Source organism: Salinarimonas ramus, from assembly GCF_014645695.1.
Classification (GTDB): domain Bacteria; phylum Pseudomonadota; class Alphaproteobacteria; order Rhizobiales; family Beijerinckiaceae; genus Salinarimonas; species Salinarimonas ramus.
On record NZ_BMMF01000014.1, the window covers coordinates 171,699 to 192,171 of the forward strand.

Consider the following 20,473-nt stretch of genomic DNA (forward strand, 5'->3'; position numbering starts at 1 on the left):
CCGTGCAGGGGCTTGCCGGCTCGCGAGATCGGCAACGACGATCCGCCGACGCCGTCTCGTCGCGACCATTGCTTTCGCGTCCGCCCCTGATCCGACCGGCGCCCATCCCGCCTTCGCGCCGCTGTCGCTTCCGCTGCGTCGCGCCGCGGTGCTATGCCGGTCGTCACGATCAAGACGACACGCGAAAGGAAACGCCATGGATCTCGGCCTTACGGGCAAGCGCGCCCTCGTCCTCTCCTCCAGCCGCGGCCTCGGCCAGGCCTGCGCCCGGGCGCTCGCCGCCGAGGGTGCGGAGGTGTTCATGACGGCGCGCAGCGCCGACAAGCTCGAGGAGACGAAGCGCGCCATCGAGGCCGCCGGCGGCACCGCCCACGCCTTCGGCGCGGACCTGACGAGCCAAGCCGACGAGATCTATGCCGCCGCCGAGCGCGCCATGGGCGGCGTCGACATCCTCGTCGCCAATACCGGCGGCCCCCCCGCCAAGATGGCCGCCGACGTGCCGGACGCGGACTGGACGCCTTATTTCGAGAGCATGGTGAAGCCGGTCTTCCGGCTCGCCGGCCTGTGCCTTCCTGGCATGCGCCAGCGCGGCTTCGGGCGCATCCTGACGATCGCCTCCTCCGGCGTGATCCAGCCGATCCCCAACCTCGCCATGTCGAACACGCTGCGCTCGGCGCTCGTGGGCTGGTCGAAGACGCTCGCCTCCGAGGTGGCGAAGGACGGCGTGACCGTGAACGTCGTGCTGCCCGGGCGCATCCGCACCGATCGCACGGGCGAGCTCGACGCCGCCAACGCCAAGCGGCTCGGCAAGTCCGTGGAGGAGGTCGAGGCCGCGGCCACCGCGGCGATCCCGGCGGGGCGCTACGGCAATGTCGAGGAGTTCGCCGACGTCGTCGCCTTCCTCGCCTCGACGCGCGCGAGCTACGTCACGGGCTCGCTGATGCGTATCGACGGCGGCGCGATCCGCTCGGTCTGAGCGGGGCTCGCCATGCCCTTCTCCGCCGATGCGTGGGCGCGCAACGAAGCCGCCTACGAGACCATCCGCACGATGCCCTTCAACGCGGAGCTGGCCGACGGCCGGCTCTCGCGGGAGCGCTTCGTGCATTACATCGTGCAGGACGCGCACTACCTGATCGGCTTCGGCCGGGCGCTGGCGCTCGCCGCGGCGAAGGCGCGCGATCCCGATCGGATCGTTCACTTCGCTCGGGCGGCGGAGAGCGCCATCGTGGTGGAGCGCTCGCTGCACGGCTCGTTCTTCGAGGAATGGGGAATCGACGCGAAAGCCTTCGCGGCGATCCCGGTCCAGCCCTCGGCGCACCATTACGTGTCCTACCTCACGGCGACCGCCTTCGCCGAGCCCTACGAGGTGGTGCTGGCTGCGCTGCTGCCGTGCTTCTGGATCTATGCGGAGGTCGGGCGCGACATCCATCAGCGTGCGGGCGCGGACAACCCGTATCGCGCCTGGATCGACACCTATGCCGGCGAGGAGTTCCACGCGGCCGTGGCGCGCATGATCGCCGCGACCGACGAAGCGGCGGCGCAGGCGTCGCCGGCGCTGCTGGCGCGCATGCACGAGGCCTACACGGCGGCGACGCGGCTCGAATACCTGTTCTGGGACGGTGCCTGGCGGCTGGAGCGCTGGCCGGTCTGACGGCGCGGCCGCGCCGTCAGAAGACCGGACGGCGCGGCGGCATCGGGGTGATGATGCGGATCTCGGCCGCCGGCGCGGGCTCGCTCGTCGACGGCAGGCCCGGGATCAGCGGCCCGCCACGGCGCGGCGGCAGGATGTTGAGCGGCAGCCCGGCGCCGAGCGGAGGCGGCTCCACGGCGGCTGCGCTCGCCACCTGGGGCGCCGCCGAGACGCCCTCCGGCAGGCCGAGGAAGACGCGCACCGGCTCGACCGGCTGGCGCGCCGGCAAATCGACGGTGGGGAGCGTGCGGGCCTGCGCCGCGAAGAACGCCAGCGCCCCCGAGCCGCCGGGCGCACCGGCGGCGACCACGATCGCCTGGGTGTCGTCGTCGCTCTCCCCGCCACGACGGCGGTTGGGATCGCAGACGATCGGGCGCAGGTCCGGCGGCGTCGAGACGGCGGAGCGCGGCAGCGAGGTGAGCGAGCGCCCCGTCGTGCCGAGCCCGAACAGGCCGCGGGACTGGAAGCCGTATTCGAGGAGCGAGGCGGTGAGCGCCGTGCGCTCGCGCGAGGACATCTGGCCCATCACCACGGCGACGAGACGCCGGCCGTTGCGCTCGGCGGTGGCGACGACGTTGAAGCCCGACGAGCAGACGTAGCCGGTCTTCATGCCCGTGGCGCCGGCATAGCGCCCGATGATGCCGTTGTGGTTGTTCATCACCGTGTTGCCGTAGGCGATGGCCTGCATGCCCCACAGCCCGCGCTGGGAGGGGAAGTCGCGGATCAGCGCCTGGGCGAGGAGCGCCATGTCCCGCGCGGTGGTGCGCTTGGAGAGATCGGGCAGGCCGCTCGGGTTGGCGAAGACCGTCTCGTTCATGCCGAGCCGGCGCGCGGTGGCGTTCATGCGCGTGACGAAGGCGCCAGCCGAGCCGCCGATGTTCTCGGCGATGGTCCAGGCGACGTCGTTCGCCGACTTCACCATGATGATCCTGAGCGCGTTCTCGAGCGTGATCTGCGAGCCCGGGCGAAAGCCCATCTTGGAGGGCGGCATGGAGGCCGCCTGCGCGGAGACGGTGAGCAACGTGTTCATCGACGCGTGCCCGCTGCGCACCGCGTCGAGCGCCACGTAGGCCGTCATCATCTTGGTGAGCGAGGCCGGATACCACGGCATCGTCGCGTTGCGCTCGAAGATCACGGCGCCGCTGTCGAGATCGGCGACGAGGAGCGGCGCGTTCTCGATCTGCGCGCGCGCGGGCCCGACGAAGGCGAACGCGGCGGCGAGGACGAGGATCACGACGGCGAGGAGATCGGCAGGGCGACGGGTCGCGAAGGATTGCACGCGCATGAGGAGGTGCGGGCTCCGGGCTCTTCGGGCGGGCGGACGCGACGGCGACCGGGCGGCTTTCGACGGACGATAGCGAAATCGGAGGCTTATTTCCAGATCACGGCGGGATTTCGCGTGAACGCACGCGCTGCGCGCTTGCGCCGCGGGGCGCGAGGGTGTTCGAGAGCCCGGTGCGCGATCGCGCGAGCGCTGGCTCCGGACGCGCCGACACGGATGCGAGCGCCATGGACGTCACCCTCCTGTGGATCCCGGTCACCCTGGCGGCAGCCGTCGCCCAGACCGGCCGCAACGCGCTCCAGCGCGACCTCACGGCGCGCATCGGCACGATCGGCGCGACGCAGGTGCGCTTCCTCTTCGGCCTGCCCTTCGCCATCGTCTTCCTCGGCATCGCGCTCGTGGCGACGGGGGAGGCGCTGCCGCGGCCGGGGGAGGGCTTCTTCGGCTTCCTGCTCGTGGGCGCGCTCGCTCAGATCGCGGCGACGGCGCTGATGCTCGCCGCCATGCGCGACCGGGCCTTCTCCGTCGTCACGGCCTACCTGAAGACCGAGCCGGTGCTGACCGCGCTCTTCGCCGTCACCGTGATCGGCGATCCGATCACGAGCCCGATGATGGCGGCGATCGCGGTGGCGACGGCCGGCGTCGTCCTCGTCTCGCACACGCCGGGCAAGCTCACCGCCGGCGGCCTTCGCCCGGCGCTGCTCGGCCTCGCCGCGGCCGCGGGCTTCGGGCTCTCGGCGGTCGGCTATCGCGGCGCGATCCTCGCCTTCGAGGACGGCGGCTATCTCGTGCGCGCGACGACGGCTCTCGTCGCCGCGCTGGCGCTGCAGACGGCGATCCTCCTCGTCTATCTCCTCGTCTTCGATCGCAAGGCGCTCCTCGGCTCGCTGCGGGAATGGCGGGGCTCGTCTACGGCGGGCTTCCTCGGCGCGCTCGCCTCGCAATTCTGGTTCCTCGGCTTCGCGCTCACCTCTGCGGCGAACGTGCGCACGCTCGCCCTCGTCGAGGTCGTGTTCGCGCAGATGGTCTCGCGCCGCCTCTTCGCCCAGGAGACCAGCCGACGCGAGCTCCTCGGCATCGCTCTCATCGTCGCGGGCGTGGGGGCGCTGCTCTGGAAGAGCGTGTGAGCCACCCCTCCGTAAAGCCCCAGACGGGAAAGCTCCGGACCAGCTTGCGCGGCAGAAATGTCACACCCATCTGAGAGCGGAGCCGGTCGCTCTCTCGAGGGCCGGATGATGCGTCCGACGGCGCGCGTGCCTCCGCGAGAGGGCGCTCGCCGCCCGTCATGAAGGTGTGGCTGATGAACATCGAGAAATATACCGAGCGCGCGCGCGGCTTCCTCCAGTCCGCGCAGACCCTCGCCCTGCGGGAAGGCCACCAGCAATTCTCGCCCGAGCACGTGCTCAAGGTCCTCCTCGACGACAACGAGGGCATGGCGGCGGGCCTGATCGCGCGCGCCGGCGGCGACGCCAAGGTGGCGCGCCAGCTCGTCGAGCAGGCGCTCGCGCGCGTGCCGAAGGTCGAGGGCGGGGGCGGCAGCCTCTACCTCCAGCCGGCGCTGGCGCGGGTCTTCGACGCCGCCGAGAAGGCCGCCGACAAGGCGGGCGACAGCTTCGTCACCGTCGAGCGGCTCCTGCTCGCCCTCGTCGTCGAGAAGGACAGCGAGGCCGGCAAGGCGCTCGCCAAGGCCGGCGTGACGGCCGCCTCGCTCAACGAGGCGATCAACGCGCTGCGCAAGGGCCGCACCGCCGACAGCGCGTCGGCCGAGAACCAATACGAGGCGCTCAAGAAATACGCGCGCGACCTCACCGAGGCGGCGCGCGAGGGCAAGCTCGACCCGGTCATCGGCCGCGACGAGGAGATCCGACGCGCGATCCAGGTCCTCTCCCGGCGCACCAAGAACAACCCCGTCCTCATCGGCGAGCCCGGCGTCGGCAAGACCGCCATCGTCGAGGGGCTCGCGCTGCGCATCGTCAACGGCGACGTGCCCGAGAGCCTCGAGGACAAGAGCCTGCTCGCGCTCGACATGGGCGCGCTCATCGCCGGCGCGAAATATCGCGGCGAGTTCGAGGAGCGGCTCAAGAGCGTGCTGCAGGAGGTGACGTCGGCCGAGGGCGGCATCATCCTGTTCATCGACGAGATGCACACGCTGGTCGGCGCCGGCAAGGCGGACGGGGCGATGGACGCCTCGAACCTCTTGAAGCCCGCCCTCGCCCGCGGCGAGCTGCACTGTGTCGGCGCCACCACGCTCGACGAGTACCGCAAGCACGTCGAGAAGGACGCCGCGCTCGCCCGCCGCTTCCAGCCGGTCTTCGTCTCGGAGCCGACGGTGGAGGACACGGTCTCGATCCTGCGCGGCCTCAAGGAGAAGTACGAGCAGCATCACGGCGTGCGCATCACCGATTCGGCGATCGTCGCCGCCGCGACCCTGTCGAACCGCTACATCACCGATCGCTTCCTGCCCGACAAGGCGATCGACCTCGTCGACGAGGCGTCCGCGCGCCTGCGCATGCAGGTCGATTCGAAGCCCGAGGAGCTCGATTCGATCGATCGCGAGATCGTGCGCCTCAAGATCGAGGCGGAGGCGCTCAAGAGGGAGACCGACGCCGCCTCCAAGGACCGGCTGGTCAAGCTCGAGGCGGAGCTCGCCGATCTCGAGACGCAATCGGCGGCGATCACCGAGCGCTGGCAGGCGGAGAAGAACAAGCTCGGCCGCGCCGCCGACATCAAGAAGCGCCTCGACGAGGCCCGCACCGAGCTGGCGCAGGTCCAGCGCAAGGGCGAATACCAGCGCGCGGGCGAGCTCGCCTACGGCGAGATCCCGCAGCTCGAGCGCGAGCTCGCCGAGGTCGAGGCCGCCGGCGGCGACGGCGAGGCCAAAGGCCTGATGGAGGAGGCGGTGACGCCCGATCACGTGGCCTCCGTGGTCTCGCGCTGGACGGGCGTGCCCGTCGACAAGATGCTCGAGGGCGAGCGCGAGAAGCTGCTGCGCATGGAGGAGGCGATCGGGAAGCGCGTCGTCGGCCAGGCGGAAGCGGTGATCGCGGTCTCCACCGCCGTGCGGCGCGCCCGCGCCGGGCTGCAGGACCCGCATCGGCCCATCGGCTCGTTCATGTTCCTCGGCCCCACCGGCGTCGGCAAGACCGAGCTGACGAAGGCGCTCGCGCAATTCCTGTTCGACGACGAGACGGCGCTCGTGCGCCTCGACATGTCGGAATACATGGAGAAGCACTCCGTCGCCCGCCTGATCGGCGCGCCTCCGGGCTATGTCGGCTACGAGGAGGGCGGGGCGCTCACGGAGGCCGTGCGCCGTCGGCCCTACCAGGTCGTGCTCTTCGACGAGATCGAGAAGGCGCATCCGGACGTGTTCAACGTCCTCCTCCAGGTGCTCGACGACGGGCGCCTGACGGACGGGCAGGGCCGCACGGTCGACTTCCGCAACACCCTCATCGTCATGACCTCGAACCTCGGCGCCGAGTACCTGGTGAACCAGCCCGAGGGCCAGGACACCGACATGGTGCGCGACGAGGTGATGGGCGTGGTGCGCGCGGCCTTCCGGCCGGAATTCCTCAACCGCGTGGACGAGATCATCCTCTTCCACCGCCTGCAAAAGAGCGAGATGGGCGCCATCGTCGACATCCAGATGCGCCGGCTCGCCAAGCTGCTGGAGGAGCGCAAGATCGTCGTCGAGCTCTCGCGGGAGGCCCGCGACTGGCTCGCCGAGAAGGGCTGGGACCCGGCCTACGGCGCGCGTCCGTTGAAGCGCGTCATCCAGAAGTCCGTGCAGGACCCGCTCGCCGAGCTGATCCTCTCGGGCGCCGTGAAGGACGGCGAGCACGTGCCGGTGACCGTGGGCCCCCTCGGCCTGATGATCGGCGAGTACGCCGCGGGCGAGGACCGCGCGGCGCGGCTCAAGCCCACGGGCGCGGCGCTGCATTGAGGCGAAGGGGGAGGGCCGGCCTCGGGAATGGGGGCGGCTCTCCTGCTCCGCGATCATTCGGACGTCCAGCCGTCCCCTCCAGGCGCAGGATCCGCTCGCAGCGTAGCCCCCATCATCCCTCTCGACAAACCCCGCGCTTTCCGGTACAGCGCCGGCAACTCAAAACAGGACGCCGAAATCCAGCGACGGTCGGCATGGCCGCGCAACGGCAGGAGTTGGACCGATGAACATCATTCAGCAGCTCGAGCAGGAGCAGATCGCCAAGCTCGGCAAGACCATTCCGGACTTCGAGCCGGGCGACACCGTGATCGTGAACGTGACGGTCCGCGAAGGCGACCGCACCCGCGTGCAGGCCTACGAGGGCGTCTGCATCGCCCGCAACGGCGGCGGCATCCAGGAGAGCTTCACGGTCCGCAAGATCTCCTACGGCGAGGGCGTGGAGCGCGTGTTCCCGGTCTACTCGCCGATGATCGACTCGATCGAGGTCGTGCGCCGCGGCAAGGTCCGCCGCGCCAAGCTCTATTACCTGCGCGACCGCCGCGGCAAGTCGGCTCGTATCGTCGAGCGCACGGATCGCCGGGCGCAGCGCCAGCGCGAGGTCGAGAACACCGCCCGCGCCGAGAAGGCCGCTGCCGTCAAGGCCGCCAAGGAAGCCGCGAAGGCCGGCAACGCCGCCGAGTGATCACCGCTCCGGCGGCACTCGCGAGAGGATGTTGCGCAGCGCGGCCGCCCGACGGCCGCGCTGTTTCGTTTCGAGCCCCCGCCGCGACCCTTCCGCGTCTTGCGCGGCGCGCGGGTCTGCTTAAGTTCGGGCCGTATGGTACCTGAGAGGTCGATCGAGATGACGAAGCCCCGCACGATGTACGACAAGATCTGGGACGACCACGTCGTCGACACCCAGCCGGACGGGACCTGCCTCCTCTACATCGACCGCCACCTCGTCCACGAGGTGACCTCGCCGCAGGCCTTCGAGGGCCTGCGCGTCGCGGGTCGCCAGGTGCGCCAGCCGGCCAAGACGCTCGCCGTCGTCGACCACAACGTGCCGACCACCGATCGCTCCAAGGGTATCGCCGATCCGGAGAGCGCGACGCAGGTGGAGGCGCTCGCCAAGAACGCCGCCGAGTTCGGCGTCGAGTACTACGACGAGCGCGACGTGCGCCAGGGTATCGTCCACGTGGTGGGGCCCGAGCAGGGCTTCACGCTCCCGGGCACCACCATCGTGTGCGGCGACAGCCACACCTCGACGCACGGCGCCTTCGGCGCGCTGGCGCACGGGATCGGCACGTCCGAGGTCGAGCACGTGCTCGCGACCCAGACGCTGATCCAGAAGAAGGCGAAGAACATGCGCGTGCGGGTGGAGGGAGACCTCCCCGCGGGCGTCGGCGCCAAGGACATCATCCTCGCGATCATCGGCGAGATCGGCACGGCCGGCGGCACGGGCTCGGTCATCGAGTATGCCGGCTCGGCCATCCGGCAGCTGTCCATGGAAGGCCGCATGACGGTCTGCAACATGTCGATCGAGGGTGGCGCCCGCGCGGGCCTCATCGCGCCCGACGAGAAGACCTACGCCTACTTGAAGGACCGCCCCAAGGCGCCCAAGGGCGAGGCCTGGGATCGCGCGGTGGCCTACTGGGAGAGCCTCAAGACCGACGAGGGCGCCCATTTCGACCGCGAGGTCGTGCTCGACGCGGCGAACCTGCCTCCCATCGTCTCCTGGGGCACCTCGCCCGAGGACGTGGTCTCGATCGCCGGCGTCGTGCCCAATCCCGACGAGATCGAGGACCCGAACAAGCGCGCCTCCAAGTGGCGGGCGCTGCACTACATGGGTCTCGAGCCCGGCACGAAGATGACCGACATCGCGCTCGATCGCGTGTTCATCGGCTCGTGCACCAACGGTCGCATCGAGGACCTGCGGACGGTCGCGAAGATCGTCGAGGGCAAGCGGGTGGCGCAGAGCGTCTCCGCCATGATCGTCCCGGGCTCGGGCCTCGTGAAGATGCAGGCCGAGGCCGAGGGGCTCCACGAGATCTTCCTCGCCGCCGGTTTCGAGTGGCGCGAGCCGGGCTGCTCGATGTGCCTGGCCATGAACGCCGACCGGCTCTCGCCGGAGGAGCGCTGCGCCTCGACCTCGAACCGTAATTTCGAGGGCCGCCAGGGCTTCAAGGGCCGCACGCACCTCGTCTCCCCGGCGATGGCGGCCGCCGCCGCGATCGCGGGGCGGTTCGTGGACGTGCGGGAGATGGCCGGGATGGAGACGGCGGCGCAGTGATGCGCCGCCCCTGAGGCTCACCGCCATGCCTACCGATCCGCCCAGGCGCGAGAATCCCGACGACGCCCGCGCCCGAGAGGCGCGGCGCACGCTCGAGCGCGTCGATCGCGAGACAGAGACGATCGGGCGCTCCGCCGGCGCGCGGATGGGGCAACGCATGGCGGACCATTTCGCCGGCCGCGACGCGCAGGGCGCCGGGCCGCACGGCGAGACCGATCCGATGGAGGTCTGGGGTAAGCGCATCGGGCGGGCGCTCGCCGTGCCGTTCTTCGTCTTCCTGCTCGTCTGGCTCGGCTTCACGCTGAACTGGTGGTGAGGCGATGAGCGCGCGCGAGAGCCGGCCTGAAAGCCATCCCGGAGACGACCTCCTCGCCTGGAAGGCGCCCGCGCTCGAGGAGTTCGAGCGGCTCGCCGAGGAGGCCTTCGCGCGCCTGCCCCGCGCCTTTCGCGACCTCGCCGCCAACGTGATCGTGCGCATCGACGACTGGCCCGACGAGGAGACGCTCGACGAGCTCGAGGCCGAGAGCGCCTACGACCTGCTGGGCCTCTTCCGCGGCATCGGCCTCGCCGAGGCCGGGGAGCCCATGTCCGGGCAGTTCCCCAACATGATCTGGCTCTACCGCCGCCCGATCCTCGACTATTGGGCCGAGCACGACGAGACGCTGGGCGCCGTCATCGCGCACGTGCTGATCCACGAGATCGGCCACCATTTCGGCCTGTCCGACGAGGACATGGAGGCGTTGGAGGCCCAGGCGGGGTGACGTCGCAAACGCGATTATCGCACGTCCATGGATGAGATGGTTGCGCGGTCTGCATCTGAAGATATCATGCCACTGATGCAATCATCGGGGGCGAGCGGATGGTCACGCATGACGCGTCGACGAGCGAAACGATCTATCAGTTCTTGAGCAGATTGTTCCCGATGGGGACGCAGCGCGGCGGCGATCCGGGTCCGGCGAAGACGCCGCTGTGCCCGACCGACATGTTCGCTGCGGTCGCGTCGCTGGTGCAGCGTTGCGAGCTTTACCGGTGCATCATGCCGGAAGCCGGAGTTGCCGCCGGGTCGTCGCCGACGAGGCAACTGATCATCTCGTCCGCGGAGCGCGAAAATTGGATCGCATGGGGGGCGGCGTGGCGCAAAGGGCCGAACGTCGAGCCGGAGGATGCGGATCCCGATGATACGGGTCCTGAAGACGCTGCAGGTGTGGACGACCATCGAGATCCCGAAGGCATCGGCGGCGTCGACTACGACGACGCGATGAACCAAATCAACGCTCTTTGGGGAAAGCTGCTTCGCGACTCGAACAGTCCGATTCATGCCCAGCCCTCCACAGGCGAATGCGCATGGTGGCGCACCGCCATCGCACTTCTGGTGATCTCGGACGAGGCTTGCATCGACCTGGGCTTCTCGTCGGTGGGCGAGCCTCATTGGCTCGAAGCGCTGTTGCGACAACCCGCCTTCAAAGACGAGGCTTGGGAGGATGCCGAAGGCGATTCGAACGGCTCCTCCGAGGAGCAGGCCGAGGCGGATCTGAAGGTATCCTCTCGCCACGCTCTCAGAGCGGCGACGATGGACACGTTCTGCGTCTACGCGTCACCCTACGTCGCCCGCGTCGTGCCGAAAGCGCGTGTGCCCGGCGTCGGGTGCACGATGCGCACGCTCAGCCACAATTTGGCGCTCTTGGAGCCTCGGGACGCAGCGGCGATCAACTGGCTGAGGCAGCCCGGCGCGGCGAGAGAAGACGACAAGCCGCTCAACATTCTGATCGTGCCGTTTCCACACAGAGTGGAGGCGACCTGCTTCGAGTCTCATTTGCGTGGTGACGGCAACGAAGCACCGCCGTGGGGCTTCTTCGAAATCAAGCAGAGGTGGTTGTCTTCTTCGCGCGGCGATGAGCCGACCGACGAGGATCGACGAGCGGTGGTCGATTTCATCATGGCGCTCGTCGAAACCGCGGCGCGAGACGTCGGTGCGATCGGTGCGCTCGTACTGCCGGAGGGAGCACTCGACTGGCCGACCTATGTGTTGCTCGTCGACACCATCTCGAAGTCCACGCACCCGGTGGCGGGACTCGAATTCCTGATCAGCGGCTCCAGCGGCTTCAAGGACCGGCCGAACAATTATGTGCTCACCACGTCGTTCCTGGCCGACAAGGATGGGGCGTTCGCGGTAACAACCGCCCAGGCGAAGCACCACAGGTGGCGCCTGGAGGAAAACCAAATCCGCGGGTATGCGCTCGCGTCTGCTTTGGATCCGGCTGGTGCTTGGTGGGAGAACATCGAGATCGACGCCCGGCGGGTAGGATTGAACGTTTTCCGCGCAGGTTCGACTTTCGCGGCCATGATCTGTGAAGACTTGGCCCGCAGCGAGCCGTGCCATGCGGCTCTTCGCGCAGTCGGCCCGAACCTCGTCTTTGTTTTGCTCATGGACGGGCCACAATTGCCGCAGCGATGGGCGGCCCAATACTCGACCGTTTTGGCGGACGATCCGGGATCATCCGTGCTGACGCTTACGTCGAAGGGCCTGGTCAGGCGAGCGAACGAAGTGCGTCGCGCCAGCACGCACGCAGTCGCACTCTGGAAAGACGACAAGAACGGGCTCATTCAGCTGGAGTGCCCGCCCGACGTACAGGGGCTCACCCTGACGCTGTCGGGGCGCGAAACGGGAGAAGCTACGCTCGATGGAAGGTACAATACGAATGCGATAAGCTGGCACTACCACGGGCATCAGAACGTCAGACTCGACGCCGACGCCCGCCGGAAATTCGCTTGGCTGCTCGAGTGACGCCGACCGATCACTCGCCGGCGGGGTTACACGGCTTCGTGTCGGCCGTCACGCGGTTCGAACCCGCTGGCCGCAGATCGATCATGTGACGGGATGCTTGCTGGACGTAATCGTCCTTCGAGATGCCCATCGCCGCGAGCTTCGTCCCCACTCGCTCTTCCCACTTTCCTGCGTACTCTCTCTCTAGACGGAGCACACGTTCTTTGCCGGTCATGCATGCATCTCCTGTCCAGCCGAGCGGATCGGCATGGATCCGATTTCCAATCCTCGCGCCCTTACATTAAGGGCGCGTCAACGGGATTGGAAGATGAAATCCGAAATTGCCGGTTGGTTCCAGACAATTTTCGAAGCCTCACTCCCCCTGCCTGAGCGCCAGCGCGGCCCCCACGGTTCCCACCACCGCCGTCACCAGCGTGATCGCGCCAAGAATCATCAGCGGCGTGCCGAAGGGAATGTCGCCGCCGCGGGCGGCGTTGGCGGCGGAGACGCCGAAGATCAGGGTGGGGATCATCAGCGGCAGGACGAGGATCGCCAGGATCAGCCCGCCGCGGCGGATCGTGGCGGTGAGCGCCGCGCCGACCGCGCCGATGAAGGTGAGCGCCGGCGTCCCGACGAGCAACGTCACGGACACGGCCGCCATGCCGATCCCGTCGAGCGCCACCAGCAGGCCGAAGAGCGGGGCGGCGATGGCCAGCGGCAGCCCCGTCGTCAGCCAATGCGCGATCACCTTGGCCAGCACCACGAGCTCGAGGGGCAGCGGCGAGGCGGTCATGAGGTCGAGCGAGCCGTCCTCCTCGTCCGCCTGGAAGAGGCGGTCGAGCCCGATCAGGGTCGCGAGCACGGCGCCGATCCAGAGGATGGCCGGGCCGATGCGCGAGAGCAGGTTCAGGTCCGGACCGAGCCCGAAGGGCACGAGCGTCACGATCATCAGGAAGAAGACGAGGCCGAGCCAGCCCGAGCCGCCGACGCGGGCGGAGAGCTTCAGGTCGCGGCGCACGAGAGCGAGGAAGGCGTTCACCAGCCGCCCTCCGCGTCGAAGGCGGCGGCGTGCGAGCGCGCCGCGGCGGGCTCGACGACGAGACGCTTGGGGTTCTCGAGGCCGAGCGCCTGGTGCGTTGCGACGACGAGCATGCCGCCGTCCGCGAGATGCGCCTTCATCAGGTCGGCGAGCGTCTCCTGCGAGGCGACGTCGAGCGCCGAGGTCGGCTCGTCGAGGAGCCAGAGCGGGCGATGCGCGACGAGAAGCCGCGCGAGCGCCGTGCGCCGGCGCTGGCCGGCGGAGAGATAGGCCACCGGCAGGTCGTGGGCGTGCGCGAGGCCCACACGCTCCAGCGCCTCGCGCGAGGAGAGGCCGCGCGCGCCCAGCAGGTCTGCGGCGAAGCGCAGGTTCTCGCCGGCGGTGAGCGCGCTCTTGAGGCCGTCGCGGTGCCCGACGAGGTGGAGGCACTCCGCCAGCGTGCGCTCGCCCGCCTCCTCGACGCGGATGAGGCCCGCGGCGGGGCGCAGGCGGCCCGAGAGGATGGCGAGCAGCGTCGACTTGCCCGCCCCGTTGCGCCCCGTGACGACCAGCGCCTCGCCCGGCGCGAGCGCGAAGGACACCCCCTCGAAGATGCGCCGGCCCGAGCGGCGGCTCTCCAGATCCTCGACGACGAGACGCAACGGCGAAATTCCACTTCAGCATTAGTCCGGACTGGAGCACGGACGTGTAGCGCGACGCGCGCAAATGGACTATAGGGGCCTCGGCTGCGCCGTGCCGCGTGACTGACGTCCTAACCGTTTTCGCGCGCATGAGAAGTCCGGGCGCTCCCGGAGCGGCGCGCGCACCCGCGCATCAGGCCGAAACCAACCGTCCGTTCAACGCGCACGCGAGGATTCGCCAGTGACGTCGCTCGATAGCTTCAAGGCCCGCCGCACTCTCACCGTCGGCGACAAGACCTACACCTACTATTCCCTCACCGAGGCCGAGAAGAACGGCCTCTCCGGGGTGTCGCAGCTGCCCTTCTCGCTGAAGGTGCTGCTCGAGAACCTGCTCCGTCACGAGGACGGGCGCACGGTCACCAAGGACGACATCGTCGCGGTGGGCGAGTGGCTGCAGAACCGCGGCAAGGCCGGGCGCGAGATCGCCTACCGCCCCGCCCGCGTGCTGATGCAGGACTTCACCGGCGTGCCGGCGGTGGTCGATCTCGCCGCCATGCGCGACGGCATCGCCGCGCTCGGCGGCGATCCGGCGCGAATCAACCCGCTCGTGCCCGTCGACCTCGTGATCGACCATTCGGTCATCGTCGACGAGTTCGGCACGCCCAAGGCGTTCGATCGCAACGTCGAGCTGGAATACCAGCGCAACGGCGAGCGCTACCGCTTCCTCAAGTGGGGCCAGTCCGCCTTCGACAATTTCTCCGTCGTGCCCCCGGGCACCGGCATCTGCCACCAGGTGAACCTGGAGTACATCTCGCAGACCGTCTGGGTGCGCAAGGATCCGGAGACGGGCGAGGACGTCGCCTATCCGGACACGCTGGTCGGCACCGATTCGCACACGACGATGGTCAACGGTCTCGCCGTGCTCGGCTGGGGCGTGGGCGGCATCGAGGCCGAGGCGGCCATGCTCGGCCAGCCGGTCTCCATGCTCATCCCCGAGGTGATCGGCTTCAAGCTCACCGGCAAGCTCAAGGAAGGCGTGACCGCGACCGACCTCGTGCTCACCGTCACCGAAATGCTGCGCAAGAAGGGCGTGGTCGGTAAGTTCGTCGAGTTCTACGGCCCGGGCCTCGACGACATGCCCGTCGCCGACCGCTCGACCATCGGCAACATGGCGCCGGAATACGGCGCGACCTGCGGCCTCTTCCCCATCGACCAGCGCACGATCGACTATCTCGAGGTGTCGGGCCGCGAGGAGGATCGCATCGCGCTCGTTCGCGACTACGCTCGTGCGCAGGGCATGTGGCGTGAGGCGCACACGCCCGACCCGGTCTATACCGACCTGCTCGAGCTCGAGCTCGGCGACGTCGTGCCCTCCATGGCCGGCCCGAAGCGTCCGCAGGACCGCGTGCTCCTGACGAACGCCAAGACCGCCTTCGAGGGCGCGATGGAGAGCGAGTTCAAGACCGCGCTCGACGGCAAGCGCTACAAGGTCGAGGGCACGAATTTCGACGTGGGCCACGGCGACGTGGTGATCGCGGCGATCACGTCGTGCACCAACACCTCGAACCCCTCAGTGATGATCGGCGCGGGCCTGCTCGCCCGCAACGCCGTGGCCAAGGGCCTCACTGTCAAGCCGTGGGTGAAGACCTCGCTCGCCCCCGGCTCGCAGGTCGTCGCCGAGTACCTGAAGGACGCGGGCCTCCAGGACGATCTCGACGCGCTGGGCTTCAACCTCGTAGGCTTCGGCTGCACGACGTGCATCGGCAATTCCGGCCCGCTGCCGGTGCCGGTGTCGAAGGCGATCAACGACAACGACCTCGTCGCCGTCTCGGTGCTCTCGGGCAACCGCAACTTCGAGGGCCGCGTCAATCCGGACGTGCGGGCGAACTACCTCGCTTCGCCGCCCCTCGTCGTCGCCTACGCCATCGCCGGCTCGATGCTGGTCGACGTCGCGAGCCAGCCGCTGGGCACGGGCTCGGACGGCAAGCCGGTCTACCTCAAGGACATCTGGCCCTCGGCCTCCGAGATCCAGGAGTTCATCGACCGCACCGTCACCCGCAAGCTCTTCCGCGAGCGCTATGCCGACGTGTTCACGGGCGATGCCAACTGGCGCAAGGTCGAGGTCGAGGGCGGCCTGACCTACGAGTGGCAGATGGGCTCGACCTACGTGCAGAACCCTCCCTATTTCGAGGGCATCACGAAGGAGCCGGAGCCGATCACCGACATCGAGAACGCCCGCGTGCTGGGCCTCTTCCTCGATTCGATCACGACGGACCACATCTCGCCGGCCGGCAACATCCGCGTCGCCTCGCCCGCGGGTGCGTATCTCCAGAGCCATCAGGTCGCGGTCGCCGACTTCAACCAGTACGGCACCCGTCGCGGCAACCACGAGATCATGATGCGGGGCACCTTCGCCAACATCCGCATCAAGAACCAGATGGTGAAGGACGAGACGGGCGCCATCGTCGAGGGCGGCTACACCATCCACCACCCGTCGGGCGAGCGGATGTTCATCTACGACGCCGCCATGCGCTACGCCGACGAGGGCGTGCCGCTCGTGGTCTTCGCGGGCAAGGAATACGGCACGGGCTCGTCCCGCGACTGGGCGGCGAAGGGCACCAAGCTGCTCGGCGTGCGCGCGGTCGTCGCCCAGTCCTTCGAGCGCATCCACCGCTCGAACCTGGTGGGCATGGGCGTGATGCCGCTCGTCTTCGAGGAGGGCACGTCCTGGCAGTCGCTGGGGCTGACCGGCGCCGAGCAGGTGAGCCTGCGCGGTCTCTCGGACGTCAAGCCGCGCCAGACGGTCACGGCCGAGATCACCCGCGCCGACGGCTCGACGATCGAGGTGCCGCTCGTCTGCCGCATCGATACGCTCGACGAGCTCGAGTACTACAAGAACGGCGGCATCCTGCACTACGTGCTGCGCTCGCTCGCGGCCTGATCCGTCGCGCCAGCCTGTAGACGAGAAGAGCCCCGCGGCCGGAAACGGCCGCGGGGCTCTTCGCATTCCGGGGTGCCCCGAGCGGCGGACGTGCCCTCAGCGCGCGCGTCGCTCCGGGCGGAAGGTCACCTTGATGCCCCCCGATTTCTCCGTGAGCGAGACCTCCTCGAGAAAGCCGATCGTGCCATCGGGCTTGAGGCCGCGCAGCTGCGCCTTGATGCGCGGGCCGCCGCTCGCCTCGTCGTCGATGTCGAACAGGTAGTAGGCCGCGCGGTGCGTGATCGTGCCGCCGCGCGAGGAGGCCGAGGGTGCGCCGACGACGGGCACCATGCCGCCGCCGGGGCCGGGGATCGTCGCCACCGAGCCGATGTGATTGTGCCCGTGCAGCACGAGCTCCGCGCCGGTGCGGGCGATCATCGCCTCGAACTTTCTGGCATCGGTGAGGTTGCGGCCCGCCGAGGCGCCGGCGACGTGGGGCGGGTGATGGATCATCACCACGCGCACGAGGCCTTCCTCGCCGAGCCCCTGCAGGATGCGCTCGGTCGCCTCCATCTGCCGCTTGCCCATGCGCCCGCTCGCGACGAAGGGGGCGGTGGGGATGGCCGAGGAGAGCCCGACGAGGGCCACGTGCCCGCGCCGGCGGATGTAGGGGAACTTGCCGAGCGCCCCGCCGTCGTCCTCGGTCCACGGTCCGCAGATGGCGAGCAGCCCCTGCAGCGCGCCCTCGATATAGGCGTCGTGATTGCCGGGCACGAAGCTGACGCGGTCCGGCGGCCCTAGCCCCTCGAGGAAGACGCGCGCCGTCGACCATTCCTCCGGCAGCCCGATATTCGCGACGTCGCCCGTGCAGGCGATGTGGTCCGGCTCCTGGTCGTGCATGTCCGACACGAGCGCGGCGAGCAGCTCCATGTCGTGGGCCTTGGTGCGCCCGCGATGCCAGTTGAAGAAGCCGGTGAGCCGCTTGTTCAGCAGCTCCCGGAGCCTGGGGCGGGGCAGGGGACCCACATGGGGGTCGGTCAGGTGGGCGATCCGAAACATCTCTTCTCGAACGTCTCCGCGCGCGGGAGAGTTCGCCTCTCCCGTCGCTCAGGTCAACCGCGACCCTCGTCGCACGCAGGCACGCCTCACCCCAGCGTGCGCCCGACGATGTCCGCGACGTCGCGGGACAGGCCCGCGCGGTCGGCGATGGAGCGCAGGGTCGCCTCCGCCTTCGCCCGACGGCCGGGCTCCATGGTGCGCCAGGTGTTGAAGGCGGTGAGGATGCGCGCCGCCGTCTGCGGGTTGGTGCGGTCGAGCGTCGCCACCTTGTCCGCGACGAAGGCGTAGCCCGCGCCGTCGGGCCTGTGGAATTGAGTCGGGTTCGACAGCGCGAAGGCGCCGATGAGCGCGCCGACGCGGTTGGGGTTCGAGAGCGAAAAGGCGGGGTCCGCCATCAGCCGCTCGACGCGCTCGAGCGTGCCCGCCTCCGCCATGGTCGCCTGGAGCGCGAACCACTTGTCGAGGACGAGCGGCTCGCCGTCGAAGCGCGAGCGGAAGGCGCCGATGAGCTCCTCGCGCCCTGGCGACGGGGGCGTGTGGGCGGCGACGCCGAGCGCCGCGAGGCGATCGGTCATGTTGTCGGCCGCCTCGTATTGCGCCGCCGCGGCCTCGATGCCCGCCTGCGGATCGGCGGCCGCGATCAGGTCCAGCGCGCCGTTGCGCAGCGCGCGACGCCCGGCGCTGGCGGCGTCCGGGCTGTAGGGTGCGTCCGACGCGAGGCGCTCGCGCAGCGCCGTGAGACGGCTCGAGAGATGCGTGCCGACGATGGCGCGCATGCGCTCGCGCGCCTCGTGAATGGCGTCCGGATCGACGTCGGAGCCGATGTCCTGGGCGATGTCGGGCTCGCCCGGCAGCGCCAGCACCAGGGCGGCGAAGGCGGGATCGCTTTCGGCCTCGGCGTCCAGGAAGGTCGCGAGCGCATCCGCATAGGCGCGAACCGCCTCCTCGGCGAGGCTCCGGTCGCTCGCGGCGCGCGTGAGGACGCGGATCGCGACGGTCTGTGCCGACTGCCAGCGGTTGAACGGATCCGTGTCGTACCGAAGCAGAGTCAGGAGATCGGCTTCCGAGAGGTCGCGCGAGACCCGCACCGGCGCGGAGAAGCCGCGCAGCACGCTCGGCACCGGCCGGACGCTCACGTTCTCGAGGACGAGGCTGTCGGAGGCCTTCTCCAGCACGAAGACGCCGTCCTCGCGCAGGCGAGGCGAGGCGGCGGGAATCTCGCGCCCGTCCTCGGCGACGAGACCGAGGCGCACGGGGATGACGGCCGGCTCCTTCGTCGGCTGGCCGGGCGTGGGCGGGATCGATTGCGCGAAGTCGAGCCTGTAGGTCTTCGCCGCCTCGTCCCACTGGCCCGTCACCGCGAGCCGCGGCGTGCCGGCCTGCGCGTACCAGCGCGCGAATTGCGAGAGGTCGCGCCCGCTGGTCTCAGCGAAGCAAGCGAGGAAGTCCTCGACCGTGGCGGCGGAATTGTCGCAGCGCTCGAAATAGAGGTCCATGCCGGCGGCGAAGGCCTGCTCGCCGACGAGCGTGCGCAGCATGCGGATGACCTCGGCGCCCTTCTCGTAGACGGTCGCCGTGTAGAAGTTGTTGATCTCGCGATACTCGCTCGGCCGCACGGGGTGGGCGAGGGGGCCCGCGTCCTCGGCGAACTGGCGCAGCCGCAGCGCCCGCGCCTCGGCGATGCGGTGGACCGGGCGCGAGCGCATGTCCGAGGAGAATTCCTGGTCGCGATAGACGGTGAGCCCCTCCTTCAGGCAGAGCTGGAACCAGTCGCGGCAGGTGATGCGGTTGCCCGTCCAGTTGTGGAAGTACTCGTGCGCGACGATCGCCTCGATGTTGGCGTAGTCGGTGTCCGTCGCCGTCTCGGGCGAGGCGAGGACGTACTTGTCGTTGAAGATGTTGAGCCCCTTGTTCTCCATCGCGCCCATGTTGAAGTCCGACACGGCGACGATGTTGAACACGTCTAAATCGTATTCCCGCCCGAAGACATCCTCGTCCCAGCGCATGGAGCGCTCGAGCGCGTCCAGCGCGTAGCCGGCGCGCCCCTCCTTGCCGGGCTCGACATGCACCGCGATCTCGACCGTGCGCCCGCTCCGCGTCACGAAGGGCCGGGCGATCTTGGCGAGCGCGCCGCCGACGAGGGCGAAGAGGTAGGTCGGCTTGGGGTGCGGATCGTGCCACAGGGCATAGTGCCGGCTGCCGTCGCCGACGGGGCCGCTCTCCACGAGATTGCCGTTGCCGAGCAGCGTCGGCGCCTCCGCGAGCGCGGCCTCGATGCGCGTCTCGTAGACCGAGAGCACGTCCGGCCGATCGAGGAAGTAGGTGATGCGCCGGAAGCCCTCCGGCTCGCACTGCGTGCAATACACCCCGCGCGAGCGGTAGAGACCCATCAGCTTCGTATTCGCGGTGGGGTCGAGGCGCGTCTCGACGGCGAGGGTGAAGGGCCGGCGCGGCGGCCGGTGGATCACGAGCCCGTCGGCATCGGCCGCGAAGGCGTCGGCGGCGAGGGGCTCCCCGTCGAGCGCCACCGAGACGAGCACGAGGTCGTCGCCGTCGAGCGCGAGCGGCGCGTCGGCCCGGCCCTCCGGGTTCGGCTCGACGCAGAGCGTGGCCCGCACGCGGGTGGCATGCGGATCGAGGACGATGTCGAGCGCGACCCGCGGGATCAGGAAGTCGCTCGGGCGATACTCGGCGAGCTTCACGGTCTGGGGGGTCTCTGTTCGCATCGGTGGCCTCGCATCTCGAAGGCCTCACTTGTAGCCCCCGCGGGGGGCGGATCGCAATGCGGCGGGACGAGGTGGGGTGGTATGGGGCGCTCCGGGTGAAACGATCCCCCCTCCTCCTTCCCTGTAGGGGACGGTGGCGCCGGCGTAAGCCGGTGACGGATGGA

Annotated in this window: 16 protein-coding genes; 10 read left to right on the plus strand and 6 right to left on the minus strand. The window is 69.5% G+C overall.

What is annotated here, in order from left to right:
- Positions 1-196 precede the first annotated feature (196 nt).
- Both IEX89_RS20870 and tenA read left to right on the plus strand, forming a co-directional pair.
- Positions 197-976, plus strand: coding sequence for an SDR family oxidoreductase (locus IEX89_RS20870; RefSeq protein ID WP_188915194.1), 780 nt, complete (start codon positions 197-199; stop codon positions 974-976).
- A gap of 12 nt (positions 977-988) precedes the next feature.
- Positions 989-1,651 (plus strand): thiaminase II, encoded by a 663-nt coding sequence (gene tenA / locus IEX89_RS20875; protein WP_188915195.1) that lies wholly within the window; start codon positions 989-991, stop codon positions 1,649-1,651.
- Between the two features lie 16 nt (positions 1,652-1,667).
- On the opposite strand, the gene IEX89_RS20880 is transcribed toward tenA, so the two are convergent.
- Positions 1,668-2,975 (minus strand): D-alanyl-D-alanine carboxypeptidase family protein, encoded by a 1,308-nt coding sequence (locus tag IEX89_RS20880; protein ID WP_188915196.1) that lies wholly within the window; start codon positions 2,973-2,975, stop codon positions 1,668-1,670.
- Positions 2,976-3,199: 224 nt separating this feature from the next.
- Between IEX89_RS20880 and IEX89_RS20885 the strand changes: the two genes are divergently transcribed.
- The 7 genes from IEX89_RS20885 to IEX89_RS20915 all read left to right on the plus strand — a co-directional run bounded on the left by IEX89_RS20885 (position 3,200) and on the right by IEX89_RS20915 (position 11,966).
- On the plus strand, positions 3,200-4,099 hold the full coding sequence (locus IEX89_RS20885) for an EamA family transporter (protein WP_188915197.1): 900 nt from the start codon (positions 3,200-3,202) through the stop codon (positions 4,097-4,099).
- Positions 4,100-4,272: 173 nt separating this feature from the next.
- Positions 4,273-6,912: an ATP-dependent chaperone ClpB gene (clpB, locus tag IEX89_RS20890; RefSeq protein ID WP_188915198.1), complete on the plus strand. Its 2,640-nt coding sequence runs from the start codon at positions 4,273-4,275 to the stop codon at positions 6,910-6,912.
- Positions 6,913-7,135: 223 nt separating this feature from the next.
- Entirely contained in the window at positions 7,136-7,594 is a 459-nt protein-coding gene (gene rplS, locus IEX89_RS20895) for a 50S ribosomal protein L19 (RefSeq protein ID WP_188915199.1), read from the plus strand.
- A gap of 159 nt (positions 7,595-7,753) precedes the next feature.
- The gene (gene leuC / locus IEX89_RS20900; protein ID WP_188915200.1) at positions 7,754-9,181 is read left to right on the plus strand and encodes a 3-isopropylmalate dehydratase large subunit; all 1,428 of its coding nucleotides are present in this window, start codon (positions 7,754-7,756) and stop codon (positions 9,179-9,181) included.
- A 25-nt stretch (positions 9,182-9,206) separates the two neighbouring features.
- Positions 9,207-9,497, plus strand: coding sequence for a hypothetical protein (locus IEX89_RS20905; RefSeq protein WP_188915201.1), 291 nt, complete (start codon positions 9,207-9,209; stop codon positions 9,495-9,497).
- Between the two features lie 4 nt (positions 9,498-9,501).
- Positions 9,502-9,942, plus strand: coding sequence for a metallopeptidase family protein (locus tag IEX89_RS20910; RefSeq protein WP_188915202.1), 441 nt, complete (start codon positions 9,502-9,504; stop codon positions 9,940-9,942).
- Positions 9,943-10,040: 98 nt separating this feature from the next.
- The gene (locus IEX89_RS20915; protein WP_188915203.1) at positions 10,041-11,966 is read left to right on the plus strand and encodes a hypothetical protein; all 1,926 of its coding nucleotides are present in this window, start codon (positions 10,041-10,043) and stop codon (positions 11,964-11,966) included.
- Positions 11,967-11,976: 10 nt separating this feature from the next.
- Here IEX89_RS20915 and IEX89_RS20920 read toward each other — a convergent pair whose 3' ends face one another.
- From IEX89_RS20920 to ccmA, 3 genes are all read right to left on the minus strand, one after another.
- Positions 11,977-12,180 carry a hypothetical protein gene (locus IEX89_RS20920; protein ID WP_188915204.1) on the minus strand — a complete coding sequence of 68 codons (204 nt, stop codon included), beginning with the start codon at positions 12,178-12,180 and terminating at the stop codon, positions 11,977-11,979.
- 138 nt (positions 12,181-12,318) lie between these two features.
- A complete protein-coding gene (gene ccmB / locus IEX89_RS20925; protein WP_188915239.1) occupies positions 12,319-12,987 on the minus strand; it encodes a heme exporter protein CcmB in 669 nt (222 codons plus the stop codon).
- On the minus strand, positions 12,981-13,625 hold the full coding sequence (gene ccmA / locus IEX89_RS20930) for a heme ABC exporter ATP-binding protein CcmA (RefSeq protein ID WP_188915205.1): 645 nt from the start codon (positions 13,623-13,625) through the stop codon (positions 12,981-12,983). The genes ccmB and ccmA overlap by 7 nt, the downstream gene beginning before the upstream one ends.
- Before the next feature lie 220 nt (positions 13,626-13,845).
- Here ccmA and acnA point away from each other — a divergent pair, with 220 nt between their 5' ends.
- Entirely contained in the window at positions 13,846-16,545 is a 2,700-nt protein-coding gene (gene acnA, locus IEX89_RS20935; RefSeq protein WP_188915206.1) for an aconitate hydratase AcnA, read from the plus strand.
- 96 nt (positions 16,546-16,641) lie between these two features.
- Here the strand turns inward: acnA and IEX89_RS20940 are convergent, their stop codons facing one another.
- Both IEX89_RS20940 and pepN read right to left on the minus strand, forming a co-directional pair.
- Complete coding sequence (locus IEX89_RS20940; protein ID WP_188915207.1) at positions 16,642-17,583, minus strand: metallophosphoesterase family protein; 942 nt, start codon at positions 17,581-17,583, stop codon at positions 16,642-16,644.
- Positions 17,584-17,669: 86 nt separating this feature from the next.
- Positions 17,670-20,309 carry an aminopeptidase N gene (pepN, locus tag IEX89_RS20945; protein ID WP_188915208.1) on the minus strand — a complete coding sequence of 880 codons (2,640 nt, stop codon included), beginning with the start codon at positions 20,307-20,309 and terminating at the stop codon, positions 17,670-17,672.
- Positions 20,310-20,473: the final 164 nt, after the last annotated feature.

Bases quoted from the DNA above. Each gene is read 5' to 3' on its own strand.
- IEX89_RS20940 (WP_188915207.1), bottom strand. From the start codon at position 17,583: ATGTTTCGGATCGCCCACCTGACCGACCCCCATGTGGGTCCCCTGCCC.
- IEX89_RS20870 (WP_188915194.1), top strand. From the start codon at position 197: ATGGATCTCGGCCTTACGGGCAAGCGCGCCCTCGTCCTCTCCTCCAGC.
- IEX89_RS20920 (WP_188915204.1), bottom strand. From the start codon at position 12,180: ATGACCGGCAAAGAACGTGTGCTCCGTCTAGAGAGAGAGTACGCAGGA.
- rplS (WP_188915199.1), top strand. From the start codon at position 7,136: ATGAACATCATTCAGCAGCTCGAGCAGGAGCAGATCGCCAAGCTCGGC.
- IEX89_RS20885 (WP_188915197.1), top strand. From the start codon at position 3,200: ATGGACGTCACCCTCCTGTGGATCCCGGTCACCCTGGCGGCAGCCGTC.
- IEX89_RS20880 (WP_188915196.1), bottom strand. From the start codon at position 2,975: ATGCGCGTGCAATCCTTCGCGACCCGTCGCCCTGCCGATCTCCTCGCC.
- IEX89_RS20905 (WP_188915201.1), top strand. From the start codon at position 9,207: ATGCCTACCGATCCGCCCAGGCGCGAGAATCCCGACGACGCCCGCGCC.
- IEX89_RS20910 (WP_188915202.1), top strand. From the start codon at position 9,502: ATGAGCGCGCGCGAGAGCCGGCCTGAAAGCCATCCCGGAGACGACCTC.
- tenA (WP_188915195.1), top strand. From the start codon at position 989: ATGCCCTTCTCCGCCGATGCGTGGGCGCGCAACGAAGCCGCCTACGAG.
- leuC (WP_188915200.1), top strand. From the start codon at position 7,754: ATGACGAAGCCCCGCACGATGTACGACAAGATCTGGGACGACCACGTC.
- IEX89_RS20915 (WP_188915203.1), top strand. From the start codon at position 10,041: ATGGTCACGCATGACGCGTCGACGAGCGAAACGATCTATCAGTTCTTG.
- clpB (WP_188915198.1), top strand. From the start codon at position 4,273: ATGAACATCGAGAAATATACCGAGCGCGCGCGCGGCTTCCTCCAGTCC.
- pepN (WP_188915208.1), bottom strand. From the start codon at position 20,309: ATGCGAACAGAGACCCCCCAGACCGTGAAGCTCGCCGAGTATCGCCCG.